At 67.4% G+C, this 16430-nt stretch carries 13 protein-coding genes; 9 read left to right on the top strand and 4 right to left on the bottom strand.

The features are described from left to right. Positions 1 to 36: 36 nt before the first annotated feature. Together M9952_12205 and otsB are read left to right on the top strand one after the other, a co-directional pair. Complete coding sequence (locus M9952_12205; protein ID MCO5313685.1) at positions 37 to 1575, top strand: trehalose-6-phosphate synthase; 1539 nt, start codon at positions 37 to 39, stop codon at positions 1573 to 1575. Beyond that, the gene (otsB, locus tag M9952_12210; protein ID MCO5313686.1) at positions 1572 to 4124 is read left to right on the top strand and encodes a trehalose-phosphatase; all 2553 of its coding nucleotides are present in this window, start codon (positions 1572 to 1574) and stop codon (positions 4122 to 4124) included. Before M9952_12205 ends, otsB begins: the two co-directional genes overlap by 4 nt. Positions 4125 to 4151: 27 nt before the next feature. Here otsB and M9952_12215 read toward each other — a convergent pair whose 3' ends face one another. The 3 genes from M9952_12215 to M9952_12225 all read right to left on the bottom strand — a co-directional run bounded on the left by M9952_12215 (position 4152) and on the right by M9952_12225 (position 7633). Continuing rightward, positions 4152 to 5420 (bottom strand): PhoX family protein, encoded by a 1269-nt coding sequence (locus M9952_12215; protein MCO5313687.1) that lies wholly within the window; start codon positions 5418 to 5420, stop codon positions 4152 to 4154. Positions 5421 to 5702: 282 nt separating this feature from the next. After that, on the bottom strand, positions 5703 to 7205 hold the full coding sequence (locus M9952_12220) for an HNH endonuclease (GenBank protein ID MCO5313688.1): 1503 nt from the start codon (positions 7203 to 7205) through the stop codon (positions 5703 to 5705). A 251-nt stretch (positions 7206 to 7456) separates the two neighbouring features. Next, positions 7457 to 7633, bottom strand: coding sequence for a hypothetical protein (locus tag M9952_12225; GenBank protein MCO5313689.1), 177 nt, complete (start codon positions 7631 to 7633; stop codon positions 7457 to 7459). A gap of 207 nt (positions 7634 to 7840) precedes the next feature. Between M9952_12225 and M9952_12230 the strand changes: the two genes are divergently transcribed. Continuing rightward, on the top strand, positions 7841 to 9223 hold the full coding sequence (locus M9952_12230; GenBank protein ID MCO5313690.1) for a peptidoglycan DD-metalloendopeptidase family protein: 1383 nt from the start codon (positions 7841 to 7843) through the stop codon (positions 9221 to 9223). A 4-nt stretch (positions 9224 to 9227) separates the two neighbouring features. Continuing rightward, complete coding sequence (locus M9952_12235; protein ID MCO5313691.1) at positions 9228 to 9809, top strand: hypothetical protein; 582 nt, start codon at positions 9228 to 9230, stop codon at positions 9807 to 9809. Positions 9810 to 9852: 43 nt separating this feature from the next. On the opposite strand, the gene M9952_12240 is transcribed toward M9952_12235, so the two are convergent. Then, the gene (locus M9952_12240; protein MCO5313692.1) at positions 9853 to 10662 is read right to left on the bottom strand and encodes an ATP-binding cassette domain-containing protein; all 810 of its coding nucleotides are present in this window, start codon (positions 10660 to 10662) and stop codon (positions 9853 to 9855) included. 134 nt (positions 10663 to 10796) lie between these two features. Between M9952_12240 and M9952_12245 the strand changes: the two genes are divergently transcribed. From M9952_12245 to M9952_12265, 5 genes are all read left to right on the top strand, one after another. After that, positions 10797 to 11786, top strand: coding sequence for a hemolysin family protein (locus M9952_12245; protein ID MCO5313693.1), 990 nt, complete (start codon positions 10797 to 10799; stop codon positions 11784 to 11786). Between the two features lie 85 nt (positions 11787 to 11871). Continuing rightward, on the top strand, positions 11872 to 12906 hold the full coding sequence (locus M9952_12250) for a CBS domain-containing protein (GenBank protein MCO5313694.1): 1035 nt from the start codon (positions 11872 to 11874) through the stop codon (positions 12904 to 12906). After that, positions 12878 to 14350 carry a phosphotransferase family protein gene (locus M9952_12255; GenBank protein ID MCO5313695.1) on the top strand — a complete coding sequence of 491 codons (1473 nt, stop codon included), beginning with the start codon at positions 12878 to 12880 and terminating at the stop codon, positions 14348 to 14350. The genes M9952_12250 and M9952_12255 overlap by 29 nt, the downstream gene beginning before the upstream one ends. Positions 14351 to 14365: 15 nt before the next feature. Then, on the top strand, positions 14366 to 15211 hold the full coding sequence (gene npdG / locus M9952_12260; GenBank protein ID MCO5313696.1) for an NADPH-dependent F420 reductase: 846 nt from the start codon (positions 14366 to 14368) through the stop codon (positions 15209 to 15211). 33 nt (positions 15212 to 15244) lie between these two features. After that, entirely contained in the window at positions 15245 to 16390 is a 1146-nt protein-coding gene (locus tag M9952_12265; protein MCO5313697.1) for a cysteine--tRNA ligase, read from the top strand. Positions 16391 to 16430: the final 40 nt, after the last annotated feature.

Raw genomic sequence — 16430 nt, forward strand, 5'->3', positions numbered from 1 at the left:
GCGTTTTGTCCGGACCTCATCGCTAGCGTTGTCGATGTGGTCGGCCAAACAGCGCAGCGAACAGCACCTTGTGGGATCGGTCGGGATTCGTCATTGGTGGTGATGGCCAATCGTCTTCCGGTGAGGCGCGTGCGAGATCGCGAAGCGAGGCCGCGCGATGGAATCGCCGACGTGGCAGGTCAGCACTGGGAAGCCAGTCCCGGTGGCCTCGTCGCCGCGCTCGGTCCGGTGTTCGATCGCCGCCCGGGCGAGGCGACCTGGGTGGGATGGTCGGGCACCCACGGCGAAGAACTCGACCCCTTCGAGGTGGACGGCCTGACCCTGGTCCCGGTCGATCTCACCCGCGGCGAGGTGCAGCTGTACTACGAGGGTTTCTGCAACGCCACGATCTGGCCGCTCTATCACGACTCCATCATCCGTTCGGAATACCACCGCACCTGGTGGGACTCCTATCTGGCCATCAACCGGCGCTTCGCCTCCGCAGCGATCGAGGCGGTCGCCCCCGGCGGCGTCGTGTGGGTTCACGACTACCAATTGCAGTTGGCCCCGTCGATGATTCGGTCAGTCCGCAACGACGTGCGAATCGGATTCTTCCTGCACATCCCGTTTCCCCCGGTCGAGTTGTTCCTGCAGTTGCCATGGCGGCGCCAAATTCTGCTCGGCCTCGCGGGTGCCGATGTGGTCGGATTCCAGACGGCCGGCGGCGCGGCGAACTTCCGAGCGCTCATCGAGCGTCTCGGGATCGGAACGCCCGACGGCGACGACGTCATCGTGGACGGTCGGCGGGTCGAGGTGCGGGTGTTTCCGATCGGGGTCGACGCCCAGCGAATAGCGCGGACCGCCGCCGACCCGGCTGTTCAGGCGCGCGCCGTGGAGATCCGCGAGTCGCTCGGCAATCCGGATACGCTCGTGTTGGGCATCGATCGCCTCGATTACACCAAAGGCATCGCCCGGCGAATGCAGGCATTTGCAGAGTTGCACCAGGAGGAGCGCCTCGAGATGCCGCGTCACGTCATGATTCAGGTGGCCGAGCCGACCAGGGAGTCGGTGCCGGGCTATGCGGAGTTTCGCGAGCGGGTGGATGCGCTCGTGGGCGACATCAACGGCAACCTCGGCCTCGTCGGACGTCCGGCGATCAATTACATCCACCGAAGTCAGGACTTCGAGGAGGTCGTAGCGCTGTACCTTGCCGCCGATGTCATGTTGGTGACCCCGGTTCGAGATGGCATGAACCTCGTGTCGAAGGAATTCGTCGCGGCTCGACCCGACGACACCGGGGTGCTCGTGCTCAGCGAATTCACCGGGGCTGCCGATGCGCTGAGCGAAGCGTTGTTGGTCAATCCGTACGACACCGACGGCCTCAAGTGGGCGATCGATCGCGCCGTTCATCTGCCCGAGGACGAGATGCGGCGCCGAATGGCGGCGTTGCGGGTGGAGGTGACGACCAACGATGTGTACCGCTGGGCAGACGACTGGATGAAGGCGCTCGGCATCGACGCCGGTGCAGACGGTGTGGGCAGTGCAGGCGGTGTAGACGGTGAACGGAGCGGCAGGGTGAACGGAGCGGCAGGGTGAACGGATGGTCCGATGAGTTGAGCGAGGCACTCGCCGCGGCTGCCCGGTCGCCGCAGTTGCTGGTGGCGTGTGATTACGACGGCACCCTTGCCCCCATCGTGGATGACCCCGCCGCGGCGCACCCCATTCGCGCGGCGATGACGGCGTTGCGAGGCCTGGCGCTCGTTCCCGACACGTCGGTGTCGGTGATTTCGGGGCGAGCGCTGCGCGACCTCGCCTTGCTCACCCGGCTTCCCGACGAGGTCCATCTCGTCGGGAGTCACGGTTCGGAATTCGAACCCCACGACACCGGACGGTTGGGCCAGGCCGAGATAGCGCTGTTGCACGATGTGACCAGGGAGATGCTGGCGATCGCATCGAACTATCCGGGCTGCTCGGTCGAACCCAAGCCGGTGGGGGCGGCCTTTCACTACCGCCGCGCGGATGCCCATGTCGGCGCGACGGCCGCGGCCGAGGTCCTGGCCGGGCCGGCCAGACGAGCGGGCGTTCACGTGCGCGAGGGCAAGGCGGTCGTCGAACTGTCGGTGGTCGACACCGACAAGGGTGCGGCGCTCGACCGGCTGCGTTCGATCCTCGGTGCCGACACGGTGATCTTCCTCGGAGACGACGCCACCGACGAGGACGCCTTCGCACGCCTGCGCGGACCCGATATCGGGGTGAAGGTAGGGGAGGGGACAACGCTGGCGGCCCACCGGGTGGAGAGCCCGACCGAGGTGGCGAACCTGTTGGGTCGCCTCCTCGAGGACCGGCAGGCCTGGCTTGCAGGGCACCGTGCTCCGGCGATCGAACGACACAGCATGTTGTCCGACCAGCGCACGCTGGCCATCGTCGACCCCGACGCTCGAGTGAGTTGGTTGTGCCACCCGCGCGCCGACAGCGCGGCGGTGTTCGGCGAGCTCATCGGAGGGCCGACCACCGGGTACTTCGCCGTGCGTCCACTCGATTCGAACGGGCCGTCGACGCAGCGGTATCTCCCCGACACCATGATTCTCGAGACCAAGTGGCGCTCGATGACCGTGACCGACTACCTCGACGTGTCGGAACATCGGGCGAACGAACTCGCCGGGCGGTCCGATCTGGTACGCGTTCTCGAGGGCGATGGGCGAGCCGAGATCCTGTTCGTGCCGCGGGTCGACTTCGGTCGCGGCTACACCGAACTCGAGATCACCCCCGATGGGGTGGCGGTGATGGGTGGCCACGAGCCGATCTTCCTGCACAGTCCGGACGTCGACTGGCAGATCACCGCCGAGGGGCGACATCAGAGCGCTCATGCGGTGGTGAACCTGGGTGGCGCCCCGGTGGTGTTGGACCTTCGACTCGGTCGGATCGACCACGACGCCGTGGCGCCGCTGCCCGAGACGGACCGTCGGCGCGAGACCGCCACGTTCTGGAGGGCAAAGACCGAGCCGCTGCGGCTGCCCTCGGTTGCCCCGACGTTGGTGCGGCGCTCGGCGTTGGTGCTCGATGCACTTCGCTATCAGCCGTCGGGAGCGATGCTGGCCGCCGCAACCACGAGCCTGCCCGAGAGCATCGGCGGGCCGCGGAACTGGGATTACCGGTTCTGTTGGCCGCGCGATTCGTCGATGTCGTGTGCCAGCCTCGTGCGGCTCGGACGGTTCGAGCCGGGTTTGGCGCTGCTCGATTGGCTCGTCGAGCGGGTCGAACACGCGACGAGGCCCGACCTGTTGCGTCCGCTGTATCGGGTCACCGGCGACGACCCGGTGCCCGAGGCCACGATTTCCGAGGTGGCCGGATACGCGGGAAGTCGGCCGGTGCGAATCGGCAACGCTGCAGAGAACCAGGTGCAACTCGACGCGCTCGGCATGGTCGCCGACCTCGTCCATCTGATCTTCACCAGTGGAGGTGGGCTTCGGGCGCGTCATTGGGCGCTGATGGAGCAGCTCGCGGATGTGGTGGTGGAGCATTGGCGGGAGCCCGATCACGGCATCTGGGAAGTGCGCCTTGCCCGGCAGCACAACGTGGTGTCGAAGGTGATGTGTTGGGTGGTGCTCGACCGCGCCATTTCGCTCGCCGATGCGACCGGGCGAGACGTTCCCGAACGGTGGGTGGCCGAACGCGACGCGATCCACGGCGAGGTCCACTCTCTCGGATGGAGCGATCGTCATGAGACGTTCACGGCGCAATACGGCGGGGAGTCCGTCGATGCCGGCCTGCTGATGATGGGTCTGGTCGGTTTCATCGATCCGACCGAGCCTCGGTTCGCGTCGACGATCCGTCGGATCGAACGAGAACTCTGCGAGGGCATTGCGGTGTACCGCTACCAGAGCGACGACGGGCTGTCGGGGGTGGAGGGAGGCATGTTGATCTGCACGGGGTGGCTGGTGCAGGCGTTGGCCCGCAACGGTCGCGTCTCCGACGCCGCCGACTGGTTCGACCGCCTCGTGAAACCGGTGGGCCCCACGGGGCTCCTGAGCGAGCAGGTCGACCCGGCCACCGAGCGAGGCCTCGGCAACGTTCCCCAGGCGTACTCGCACCTCGCAGTCATCGATTCAGCCATAGCGCTCGACGAGTGTGGGTATCGACGCTGAACCCCTCAAGGCTCAGGCGTTGAAGGCTCAGGCGTTGAAGAGGTCAGCGAACGGGCCGGTCACCTCGTAGGTCACACCGGTGATCGGGCCCGGGGCGCCAGGGCCGAGGTCGTTCGGGGCGGGTCCGCGCTGGCTGCTGAAGTAGAGCCGCGTCCGGTCGGGGCTCAGCGCCGGGCCGGCGAGCTCGCTGCCGGGATGTCCGATGACGCGGACTACCTCGAACATGGAGTTGTCCGAACGGACGGCGACGATCTGCAGGTCGTCGCCGTCTTCGGCCACCAACAAGATGTCGCCGAGGCGTCCGTCGGTGACCCAGAGGTTGTCGACTCCGCCGAGCATGGTCGGGTCGGCGTCGAGTCGCACATCGATGGCGTCGGTGGCGATCGAGTAGTGCCAGATGCGGTTGTCGCCTTTGGTGGTGAACCACACCGAGTCGTTCGAGGTGGCGATTCCCTCACCGCCGTCGAAGTGAAGTGCGTCGGGGACCTGCCTTCGGCAGGGAACGGGATCGGCGAGAACATGTGGCACCCGCCGCCAGGTCACGGTCCCGACCTCGGAAGCATGTGTCGGGCCGCACGCGATCTCGAGGAGGCCGGATGACAGATCTCCCGTCCGGTCCGGGGTGAATCGGTAGAACCCGCCGTCGGGTCGGTCCTCGGTGAGATACACCCGATCGTCGATCGCCACGGCGGCGGCCTCGTGGGCGAACAACCCCATGGCCGCGTGTCGTCGTGCGCTTCGTGGCCGAGTCGGGTCGCATTCCCAGACGCCGCCGCCGTCGAACTCCTCACATGTCAGCCACGTGCCCCACGGGGTGGCGCCGCCGGCGCAATTGAGCGAGGTCCACGAACAGATCGGGTAGGCGTCGACGATCGTGCCGTCGGGAGCGAAACGAAAGGAGGTGACGCCGCCGCCACCGAAGGGGACCTCGTGGTTGGCGACGTAATACCACCCACCGGGGGTTTCGCGGTCGACAAAGGTTGCGCCGCCGTCGGGGAAGATGCCGTAGACGTGGGTGGTGCCGGCGACCGGTTGGCCGCCCGCTGCGATGATCCTGCTGGTGAAGCCCGGGGGAAGGCGCAGCCCGTTGGCATCGGATCCCTGGGACCCCGGGATTGTTTGAGGGGAACAAGCGGTGACTACGGGGAGCGGGGCCGTCGCCGCGAGCATGCCCGCTGCACCGGCCCAACGAAACAGCCGGCGGCGACCGAACGTGGACGGGCCGCTGGTGTGCTGGTCGCTGGTGTGCTGGTCGCTGGTGTGCTGGTCGTGCGTATCGACGTTGTCTTCGGTCATTGCATGGCGTCCTTTTCCCGAGGTCTCCCCAAACCCGATCCCCCGACCGGCGAACGGTGCGAGCGGTGCTCGGCGCAGGATAGAGCCTTTCTGTCGCGATCGTCGCTGCCGAGCCCCGCGACCAGCGACCAGCGACCTGGGTAGCCCCCTGCGACGCCGACGGCACAAACACGGGCGCGCCGGTGGCCACGCCTGGGCGTGGTGAAGGGCGGGGTCTGATTGCGCGTGACCTGGGTGGGGTGAGTCCTAGTGGGGTGAGTCCTGGCGCCGTCCGCCGCCGGTTCATTGGCGTATCGGTGGTTGGGGTGGTTTGGTCGGGGTGAGTGAGAGTTGCCCGGCCGTGGCTCGCCGCCCCGTCCTCCCACCGCCCCTCCCGCTTCGGGTCCCGCCTGAACCTCGGCTGGAGGCTGACCTGCGGGCGTCGTGGGGTCGGTGGATGCGGGTGTCGGGGGTGGCGGCCATACGGTCGTAGCGGTGCCGGATCGTGGCGATCGCGTCAGCGAGATCGACGGTTCCGCCGCGGACTTTCACCTTCGGCCGGGCCGGGGGTTCGGGTTGTGCCGCGAGTTCTTCGGGGATGGGGCCTTGGCGTTGAACACCGTGTTGTTGACCCCAGATCGTGATCCCACAGGGGTGGGTGTAGAGGGTCCATCCGTCGGTGGTGATGTGCATGGCCCATCCGACGCGGTGCACCAGGCCGTGGTGGTGTCGGCACAGACACGCCAGGTTGGTCACTGCGGTGGCGCCGCCGTTGCGGTGATGGCGCACGTGGTGGGCTTCGGTCTGCTGGACCGGTGCTTCGCAGCCGGGGAAACAACAACCCCCATCCCGTGCCGCCAACGCGGCGCGTTGAGCATCGGTCGCCAATCGCACGGAGTGGCCGACATCGAGCGGTTGGCCCAACGAGTCCAACAGCACGGCACGTAGTTCTGGGTCACACATCATCCGTTCGATCACATCGGCGGTGAGTGGATCACCCGTAGGCGAATACGCGCGTGGTTGGCCGTGTTCGTCGGCCTGCAGAATCACTGACACTTCTGCGGTTCCTGGCCGGTAGTTACCCGACAGGGTGAACTGGGTGCCGAACCGGCACAGGTCCATCAACGCTTTAGCCCGCAACTGCGACTCTGACGTCGTCGGTGACCGGTCGAACTGTTCGGCGTCGTTTCGGACCTGTTTGCGGTGACGTGCGGTGGCGTCGTTGATGGCTTGGCGGACGACTTCGGCGTAGTCGCCGAAGAACTCTCCGACGATTTCCACACCGATGACACCGTCGGGGCCGTGGATGTCGCGTAGGTCGAGCCAGGATTCTTCGGCTGGTGGGGCGGGTTCGGTGCCGTCGGTGTCGACGAGGCGTGCCAACGCGGCGATGATCTTTTCCCATTTCGCGAACGTCAAATGCTCGGCCAAATCCAACATGGGTCCGGCGTTGTCGGACCAGGTGGGTTCGATACGCGGGTTCGACCACCGGCCGATCACGACCAGATGATCAAACCCCACGACCCCGGACCGCAGGCGGTCCAACACCTCGGGCCGATACCGGCGCCGCACCGCCCGAGCCACCGAAACCCGACGCGCCGCGGTCACCCCCGAACAACGAGCCGTCTTCGACACCCACGCTTTGGTGGACAGGCCCTCGACGATGTCGGTCATCCCAACCGCATCCAACTCCCCGAGCGCGTCGATCATGTGCAGATCCAAACGGCGTTGCAGTTCGAACAGGACCGCAACATCGTCGATCCCGGAACCCAGGTTATTCAGTTCGCTGTCGAAGCCCTCGAACATATGTATGATTCTAAACGCGACCCCCGACACTGAAGCCAGGGACTGCGAACGCCAGAACCCGGGCCGCAGAAACGCTGCCGCAGAAACGCGGCCGCAGAACCCCGCTGCCGACCCAAGCCGCGGACCCCGCCGCCGCGCAGCAGGGTCCTCCTGCTGACGCCGATGAGATCCCGAACGGTCCCCAAAAAGCATGAGACCCGCCGGATCGCACGAACTCGTGCGTCGGCGGGTCCCGCAACGGCGGTGGTGGGTTAGACCAGGATTTTGTCCGGGTCGCTCGGGGGCGCTGGTTTCGAATCCTTGGCTTTGGAGGCCCGCTCGGAGAAGGAGGCGAACTTGGTGCGGAACGCCCGTTCGGCGACGAGCAACCACCCGGCGACACCGACCCCGAAAACGATCAGCAGGATTCGCAACAGCGTTTGGACCATGGAGTCACACTAGCGCCGTGTCTGCGAACGTTTGCGCTCAGCGACAGGCAGGTGACGCCGTTCGCTGTCTCGACGCGGTCACCCGGTGCCGCGCCACGCTGCCGACCCCGAAGCCCCAGCCACCACCCAGAATCGGCGGTCGGGGCGATGTGTGCCGCCGTTGGGCGGGTGGGTGAATTGGGTCGAACCCGATAGCGTGTGTTGGCTATGCGTTGGAAGCCCAGTCGTTCGGCGGTTGCAGTGACGTTGTCGCTGGTGTGTCTCGTTACCGCCGGTTCGACGTCGGTGTTCATGCCGATCGCCATGGCACAAAACTCCCCGGATGCAGCGGCCTCGCCGAGCTCGCAGCCCGCCAGCCCGCCAGGTCCGAATCCGACAGGTCCGAATCCGACGGGCATCACAGGCACCGCCGATCCGTCGACAGGGCCCGGATCGTCTCCGGAACCCACCGCCGCGAACCCGGTCGCACCACAAGGCGCCACCGAGGGAATCGACCCGCTGGCCAACCCGTTCGCAGATCCGCTGGCGGAGTCGGGAGAGGGGTTGAGCGGTGGCGCCTATTCCGGGCAAGCAGCCTTTTCGCAGGCGTCGCGTGCGGTGTCGGCCCCGCTGCTGTCCGCCGCGACAGATCGGCTTTCAACGGCCCAGACGACGTACCAGACCGCCGAGACGACGCTGAGCGCGGCGATCGACGCTCACACGAGGGCCGCGACTCGGATCGATCAGCTCGGGCGTGACCGTCAAGCGGACCTTGCGGCCGCCGTCGAGGCCCGCGAGAACATGCGGCGCCGGGCGGTCAGTGCGTATGTCCGAGGGGACCAGAAAATACAGCTACTCGCCACGCTCGGAAATCCTGCGGAATACTCGCGCACCAACCGGTACCTCGAGGCCCTCGCCGATCAGGATCGCTCCGCCGAACGGGCCTACAAGGCCGCAGTAGCCCGGCTCAATCAGGAGGAACGCGAACTCGTCGAAACACAGGTCGACGCCAACGAGCGCCGCAGGGTTGCCGAGGACGAGCTCACGACGGCTCGTACCGAACTCGCCAACGCGTCGATGTGTCAACGTGCGTTCGCCGCGGCGAGCCACGTCTGCCCGGACGGGTTCATTTTTCCCGTGCCCGGTGAGGTGAACTTCATCGACTCGTGGGGATTCGCTCGCCAGACCGGTAACGCGAACGCGCACTGGCATGAAGGCACCGACATTATGGCTCCCGGTGGCCGCGAAGTCGTGGCGGTCGAGGCGGGAACGCTGCGCAAAGTCGGAGGGGACGGCGGCCTCGGCGGCCTGCGGTTGTGGCTCGATGGGGTGAGCGGAACGAGCTATTACTACGCCCACTTCTCCGGCTACTCACCGGCGGCACTCGAGGGAGCGGTGGTCGAGCCGGGAACGGTCCTCGGCTACGTGGGAAATACCGGTGCTCCCGGGTCTGCGACCCACCTCCATTTCGAGATCCATCCGGCAGGCGGTGCCCCGGTGAATCCCTTCCCGCTGCTTCGTACGGTGTGGGGAGACCGCCCGATGCGTTCGGAATCGGCCGTCGCTGCTGCGATCGCGGCCGTTGCGGCGGTACCTGAGGAGGAACGGTAACAACGTGGATATCAACGCCACGCTGCGCACCGACCTTCGAGCCGAGGAGCTCTATCCGGTCCTCATCGACCTGGCGACCTATCCGGAGTGGATCGGCATCGTCGGTCGCGCCGTCGCCGAGGTCGATCCACCAGACGCCGTGCGTGATGCCGCGACGACGGGTGCCGTGAGGACCGATGCCGGGACGACCGGAGAATCGTCGGCCAGGGAATCGTCGACTGGAGTGGCAGGCGACTCAAGCGCCCCGGACGACAGCGACGAGCCGATCGAAGCCTGGTCGATCGATCTTCGCGGTCAGCTCGGTCCATTGCGCCGATCGAAGCGGCTGCGCATGGTGCGAACGGAGGCGACGATCAACCGGTATGTGCGATTCGACCGTGCCGAACTCGACGGACGGCAGCACTCCGAGTGGGTGCTCACCGCCGACCTGAACGAGCGACCGGATGGCACCGAGCTGACCATGCGCCTTCACTACGGCGGCACGATGTGGATGCCGATGCTCGACCGTCTCCTTCGTGACGAGATCGAGCGCAGTCGGGCACGGCTCGTGGCCTACACCTCCAGCCACCGGGCCTCGGGGCGCTAGCCGCCCCGCCGTTGGCCAACCGCGTGCAGAACATGGGCCACGGTCAAAACACTGCCCGAGCCGCCCAGCGTCGTCCATGCCGTTGAATCGTCACATCGACCCCCGCCGACTCGCTCAACGATGCGTCGGTGAGGCAGGTGTCGATGTCACCTTGGGCGATCACGGCGCCGGAGCCCAGGATCATCACGCGGTCGAAGGTTTCCGGGATCTCTTCGAGGTGGTGGGTGACGAGGATCATTGCGGGGCCGTCGAGGGCGATTGCGTCGAGGTCGCGGACGAACTCCTCCCGGCCGCGAAGGTCGAGACCGGCGGTCGGCTCGTCAAGGACCAACAGATCGGGCGCGGTCATGAGCGCTCGGGCGAGTTGTACCCGCTGGCGTTCCCCGCTCGACAGCGACCCGAAACGCCGATCGGCGAGGTGGCCGATCCCGAGTGAGGCGAGCGCGGCGCGCGCCGCGGCGCGATCGTCATCGCTGTAGGTGTGCCACCACGGCTCGAGTGAGGCGTTGATCGCACACATCACCACGTCCGCGGCGATCAGGTCCCCACGGAGCAGATCGACGAAGGCCGCGCTCACAAACGCCACCTGCTTGCGCAGCGAGCGCACGTCGGTGCGGCCGACGGTTTCGCCCAGAACCCGAACCGTGCCGGAACTGGCGTGGTCATAGAGCGCTGCGATGCGGGCGAGTGTGGTCTTGCCGCATCCGTTCGCCCCGAGCAGGACCCAGCGTTGATGCGGTTCGACCAACCAGTTCACATCGGCAAGCACGGTGCGGTCGCCGCGCACGACCGAAACGTCGGCCATCTCGAGGGCGGACGACGAACTCGATGATGAGGCTGAGGTGGGCGGCATCGTCATCATCGTGGCCGCTGTGCTGCCGTAACGTCAGATCGCGCCGGACCCGCCGGCCAGATCGCGCCGGTCGCGGCGGCCAGATCGCGCCGGTCGCGGCGGGGCATCGGCCGAGGGGCGATAGGTTGACAGCGATGAGCGCCAGGCGCGGCCAGGACTCGACGGCGGCCACCGTCACGGCCACCCTCGTCGCGGTGGTCGGCGGTGTCGCGCTCGGGCGATCGGGGTTGGGGTCGGGGTCGGAAGGGTGGCTGGCGGCCATCGGTCTGGTCGTCGTCGTCGGGTTGTCGGCGCTGTGGGCCATGCTGTCGCGTCCCGATCGTCGGCTGGGCTCCCTGTCCACCAAGGCGGAGCTGGTCGCAGCGGCGGCGGCAGCGGCGGCGGCGACCGCTCCGCATCCCCAGGGGCCCGTAGCGCTCCGGTCGGTCGCCATGTTGCGACGCAGTGCTGTGTTCAGCGAACGCACGGTCGCGGAGGTGTTGACCCCACGAACCTCGATGGTCTCGCTCGGGGCTGACGCGACCGGCGCCGACCTCGCCGAGCTTTCGCAGCGGACCGGTCTGAGCCGGGTGATCGTGACCGGCGGCGACCTCGACGACATCGTGGGACAGGTCCACATCAAGAACCTGTTGGCGGTCGCCGAGCCGCAGCGCGCTGCGGCGCTTCTGGGCGATCTCGCGGTGGAGGTGATGATGGTGCCCGCCTCGTTGCGTCTCGTCGAGCTGCTCCGCGAGATGCGCGTGGCGGCGTCGCCGATAGCGGTGGTGCTCGACGAGTACGGGGGCACGGCCGGTCTGGTCACCGTGGAAGACGTGGTGGAGGAACTCGTCGGCGAGATCGACGATGAACACGACCGTGCCGGTGCGCGCCGCCACCCCGTGCAGTTCGGCGGCACCTCGGTCCTGCCGGGAGGTCTCAACCTCGCCGAGGTCGAGGAGCTCGTCGGGCTATGCCTACCGCATGGGCGCTACGAGACCCTGGGAGGGTTCGTCATGGAGCGCGTGGGGGCGGTGCCCGAAGTCGGCGACCGGTTCGAGTTCGCCGGGTACCGCTTCGAGGTCCTCGACATGTTGCGTCGGCGGGTGATGTCGGTGCGGGTGATCGAACCCGAGGGGCAGCGTTGACCGGCGCACAGGGGCCTGACCGGCGTCGTCAGGGCGGTGGTCGGTGGTGATGGCGGCGGTCGTGGACGTCGCTGCCGTACCGTCGATGCTTGTTGCATCGGTGCTTGTTGCAGCGTCGGTCGGGGCTCGTCGGGCGCTCCTGTCGACGGTTGAGGCGCGACTCGACGACCCGGATCGACGTCGCACACGCCGCTCCGATGCGACCACGAGGGTCGGTGTCGGCGATGCGGCGGGAGTCCGCACTCGCTCATCGACTCGCCTGTGGGCCGCCCCAGCCCGAAGCGTTCTCGCCGCCCAGGTTGTCGTCGTTGGCGCGGGAGTCGGTTGTGGGATCGCCATCGGTACCACCAGCGGCTGGTCCGAAGCGGTCCTCGTCATGGTCGTGATGGGCGTGAGTGCCGCGGCCGGGGACGCGGCGGCGCGGCGATCGCCGGCGCGGGTGCTGGAACTCGCTTCACCCATCGTGGCCCTTGCCTCGGGAGTCGTGGCGCCGTTGACCGCGCTGTCTTCGGCGCTGTCCTCAGCGTTGTCTTCAGCGTTGTCCGGGGTCGGACCCGCCGACAGGGTTGAGCGGGCCGAGTCCGGCCCCGAGTCCTGCCTCGAGCCCTCATTGGAGGCTTCGCTGGAAGCCTCCCTTGAGGGTGGCCTGCTCGATGAGGAGGACCACGCCATGTTGGTGAACGCGTTGGCCTTCGAACAGCGCCGGACCGAGGAGGTGATGGTGAACGTCGCCGAGATCGTCGGAGTCGATCGTTCGACCTCGGTGGCGGAGGCCGAGCAGGTGGTGATGAACTCGGGCCATAGTCGCCTGTTGGTCCGGGGCCCGACGGCGACGCGCCACGATGAGGTCCTCGGGTTCGTACACGCGAAGGATCTCATGGCCGTCCCGACCTCCCGGCGTGAGCATCCGATCTCGTTCGGCATCATCCGCATGACGTTGCGGGCCAAAGGCGACGCCTCCCTCGGCGACGTGTTGGCGCAGATGCGACGATCTCGGCGCCACGTTGCGTTGATCGACGACGGCGCCGGTGAACTCGTCGGTATGGTCACGATGGAGGACATTCTCGAAGAGATCGTGGGAGACATCGTCGATGAGTCGGACCGGCACCGTGCCGAATGAACCACAGCGTCCACCTGAACCACAGCGGCCAGCGTCGCTCGCTGAGACCGTGGCCGAAGCGCTCGAAGCGACCCTCGGAACGGAGGTCCACCACTTGGTTCGCCTCTCGGCGGGGGCGAGTCGCGAGACCTGGGCCTTCGACACCGATCGACCGCTGATCCTGCAGCGACGTGCGACCGCCGGCGCGACCTCGGGCGGTACGACCTCGGGTGGTACGTCGGCCGGGGAGCAGGACTCGTCGATCACCACATCGGTCGCCCAGGAGGCCGACCTGTTGCGGGCAGCCCGAGCGGCGGGGGTCGCGGTGCCCGAGGTTGTGGCCAGCGGGGACGGCGTCGATGAGCCCCTCGGAGCGCCGTGGATGATCTGTGCGCGCGTGCCGGGGGAGTCGCTGCCCCGGACGCTGCTGCGAGACGAACGATTCGCCGGGGTGCGCGCCGGTCTCGCACGGCGTTGCGGCGAGGCCATCGGAGCGATCCACCGGATCGACCCGGAGCCCTTCGTCGGCCGGCTGAGCGAGGAGGACCAGATCGCTTCGTTGCGCCGGGTCCTCGATACGGTGAGCGATGTCTCTGCGGTCTTCGAACTCGTGTTGCGCTGGCTCGAACTGAACCCGGCGCCACGGCGCGATCGGGTCGTGGTGCACGGCGATTTTCGAACCGGCAACCTCCTGGTCGACCACGACGACTCCGACGCTGCGGGGCTCACCGCGGTGCTCGATTGGGAACTGACCCATCTCGGCAACCCCGTGGAGGACCTCGGCTGGTTCTGCGTGCGGGCCTGGCGATTCGGATCGCCCCATCGGGCGGGCGGGTTCGGTTCGGTCGAGGACCTGCTCGCCGGCTACCGCGCCGTGAGTGGCGAGGACGTGACGTCGCAGGAGTTGGCGTGGTGGGAGCTTCTCGGAACCGTGAAGTGGGGGGTGATCTGTGCGATGCAGGCGCACTATCACCTGTCGGGAGCGACCCGTTCGGTCGAGTTGGCGGCCATCGGGCGGCGCATCGCCGAGAACGAACACGATGCGTTGAACCTGCTCGCGGAGCTCGTCGGCGGCGAACTCGCCGGCCAAGCACCGGACGAGGTCAGCCACTTGAGCGACGATCGGGCCCGGAGCCTCTACGGGCGTCCAACCGCGGCGGAACTGCTCGAGGGCGTTCGCGAGTTCCTGGCCGACGACGTTCTGGCCGCGACCGAGGGCCGAGTGCGGTTCCACACCCGGGTGGCGATCAACGTGCTGGCGATCGTCGAGCGCGAGTTGGCGGCGGGCGAGGCACCAGCCGGGCGCCACGCGGAACGCCTCGCCGTCCTCGGGGTGGGCAGCGATGAGGAACTCGCCGAAGCGATACGCGCCGGGGCGTTCGACGAGCGCCTGCTGGCGGTAGCGTCGCAATTGAGCGGCTCGGTCGAGGACCGGCTTTCGGTTGCCAACCCGGGCTACCGGTGAGGGGAGGAGACGCTGATGTACGGCAAGGAATCCCCCTTTGGTTGGCGCAACCCGACCACGGTTCGCCAAGATGCACCGATGAAAATCGGAGTATTGGGTGGAACAGGTCCTGCCGGAAGCGGTCTCGCCGCGCGGTTGGCGTCGGTCGGATTCGAGGCGATCATCGGCTCCCGGTCGAAATACCGTGCGCTCGAGGTGCGTGACAACCTCATCGAAAAGTGGGCGGACTACGACCTGCCGTTGTTCGCGGGGGACAACTCCGAGGCGGCGAGCGCCGATGTCGTCGTCGTGGCCACGCCGTGGGACGCCGCCGCCTCGACGGCCAAGGAGGTCGCCGAGGAGCTTCGCGGCAAGGTCGTGATCTCGATGGCCAATGCCATCGCCAAGGTCGGCCACGAGTTTCAACCCCTGGTGCCACCGCGCGGTTCGGTCGCGGCGTCCGTGCAGGCCGCGGTTCCCCAGGCCATGGTCGCCGGTGCGCTGCACCACGTCCCGGCCAAGGAACTCGGCAACCTGCGCCACCCCTGCATTTCCGACGTGCTGGTGTGTTCGGATCATCCCGAGGCCACCGAGGTGACCATCGACATCGTGTCGAAGCTCCCCGGCATGCGTCCGCTCGATTCGGGCGAGCTGTCGAACGCGGCGCCGATCGAGGCCTTCGTGTCGGTGATGCTGCAGCTCAACGTCAAGTACAAGACCCGTGTCGCGTTGCAGCTCACCGGGCTCGAAAAGCACTTCGCCACCTTCGAGACGGCGGAGCTCAAGACTCCGGCGTCGGCGAGCGGATCCGCCACCGACGCAGGCACCGACGCCGGCACCGCCGCAGCTGGCGCCGACACCGGTACCGGCTCGGCCGAATAGCCGCCCCGGGACACTCGACTAGCGTTGGCGGCCGTGCGACTCTTCGATACCGCCGCCGACGCGATCGTCCCGTTCGAGGTGGGCCCCGTCGTTCGGATGTACACCTGCGGGATCACCCCGTACGACTCGACCCACCTCGGCCATGCGGCGACCTATCTGACCTACGACGTGTTGCAGCGCCGGTTGCGCGACCTCGGCCACGAGACCCGCTGCGTTCGCAACATCACCGACGTCGACGACTCGATCTTGGGCAAGGCCCGCGAACTCGGGGTGCATTACCTCGACCTGGCGGCCGCAGAAATCGCCCGCTTCGACAACGACATGGCGACGTTGGAGATGATCCCGTCGTATGCCGAGCCCCGCGCCACCTCGGCGATCGCCGACATCCGCAACTTCATCGGCAAGGTGCTCGACGGCGGATACGCGTACCAGGCCGGCGGATCGGTGTATTTCGAGATCGCCAAGTTCCCGAAGTTCGGCCAGATCAGTCACTACGACCGCGCCCACATGTTGCAGTGTGCGGCCGAACGCGGCGGCAACGTCGAGGACCCCCACAAGCGGGATCCCCTCGATTTCGTCCTGTGGCACCCGTCGCTGCCCGATGAGCCAAGTTGGGATTCGCTGTGGGGTCCGGGGCGTCCGGGTTGGCACATCGAGTGCTCGGCGCTGTGCCTTCGCGAACACGGCAACGCCACGATCGACCTTCACGGCGGGGGAGCGGACCTGATATTTCCGCACCACGAGTGTGAGGCAGCGCAATCGGAGGCCGCCACCGGCCAGAGCTTCGCCCGCTACTGGATGCACCAGGCGATGGTGCGCATGGACGGCGAGAAGATGTCGAAATCCCTCGGCAACCTCGTGTTCGTGAGCGACCTGGTCAAGGAGTGGGACCCGCGCTCGATTCGCCTCGCGGTGGTCGAGAACCATTACCGCACCGAATGGGAGTGGGACGACACCCGAATGGCCCGCAACGACGAGCGGCTGCGGGCCTGGGTGGCGGCGGGCCCCGGCAGCGGGGCGCTCGACTCGGTGCGTTCCGCACTCGACGAGGACCTGAACACCACCGAGGCCGTCGCAGCGATCGATTCCGCCGCAGCGGCGGGGCTCGGGGTCAGCGAAGCTGCGGTACTCCTCGGTGTCGATACCAGTCGAGCGGTGGCGGCCGGCGTCGGTGGCTGAAGAATTTCATCGGCAGTTCATCGAATTGATCCACCCGACC

The organism is Microthrixaceae bacterium, assembly GCA_023957975.1.
In the GTDB taxonomy this organism is placed as follows: Bacteria; Actinomycetota; Acidimicrobiia; order Acidimicrobiales; family Microtrichaceae; genus JAMLGM01.

Coding starts and splice junctions, on each gene's coding strand:
- M9952_12225 (MCO5313689.1), bottom strand. CDS start 7,633: ATGGTCCAAACGCTGTTGCGAATCCTGCTGATCGTTTTCGGGGTCGGT.
- M9952_12240 (MCO5313692.1), bottom strand. CDS start 10,662: ATGCCGCCCACCTCAGCCTCATCATCGAGTTCGTCGTCCGCCCTCGAG.
- M9952_12215 (MCO5313687.1), bottom strand. CDS start 5,420: ATGACCGAAGACAACGTCGATACGCACGACCAGCACACCAGCGACCAG.
- npdG (MCO5313696.1), top strand. CDS start 14,366: ATGTACGGCAAGGAATCCCCCTTTGGTTGGCGCAACCCGACCACGGTT.
- M9952_12220 (MCO5313688.1), bottom strand. CDS start 7,205: ATGTTCGAGGGCTTCGACAGCGAACTGAATAACCTGGGTTCCGGGATC.
- M9952_12250 (MCO5313694.1), top strand. CDS start 11,872: ATGCTTGTTGCATCGGTGCTTGTTGCAGCGTCGGTCGGGGCTCGTCGG.
- M9952_12255 (MCO5313695.1), top strand. CDS start 12,878: ATGAGTCGGACCGGCACCGTGCCGAATGAACCACAGCGTCCACCTGAA.
- M9952_12245 (MCO5313693.1), top strand. CDS start 10,797: ATGAGCGCCAGGCGCGGCCAGGACTCGACGGCGGCCACCGTCACGGCC.
- M9952_12230 (MCO5313690.1), top strand. CDS start 7,841: ATGCGTTGGAAGCCCAGTCGTTCGGCGGTTGCAGTGACGTTGTCGCTG.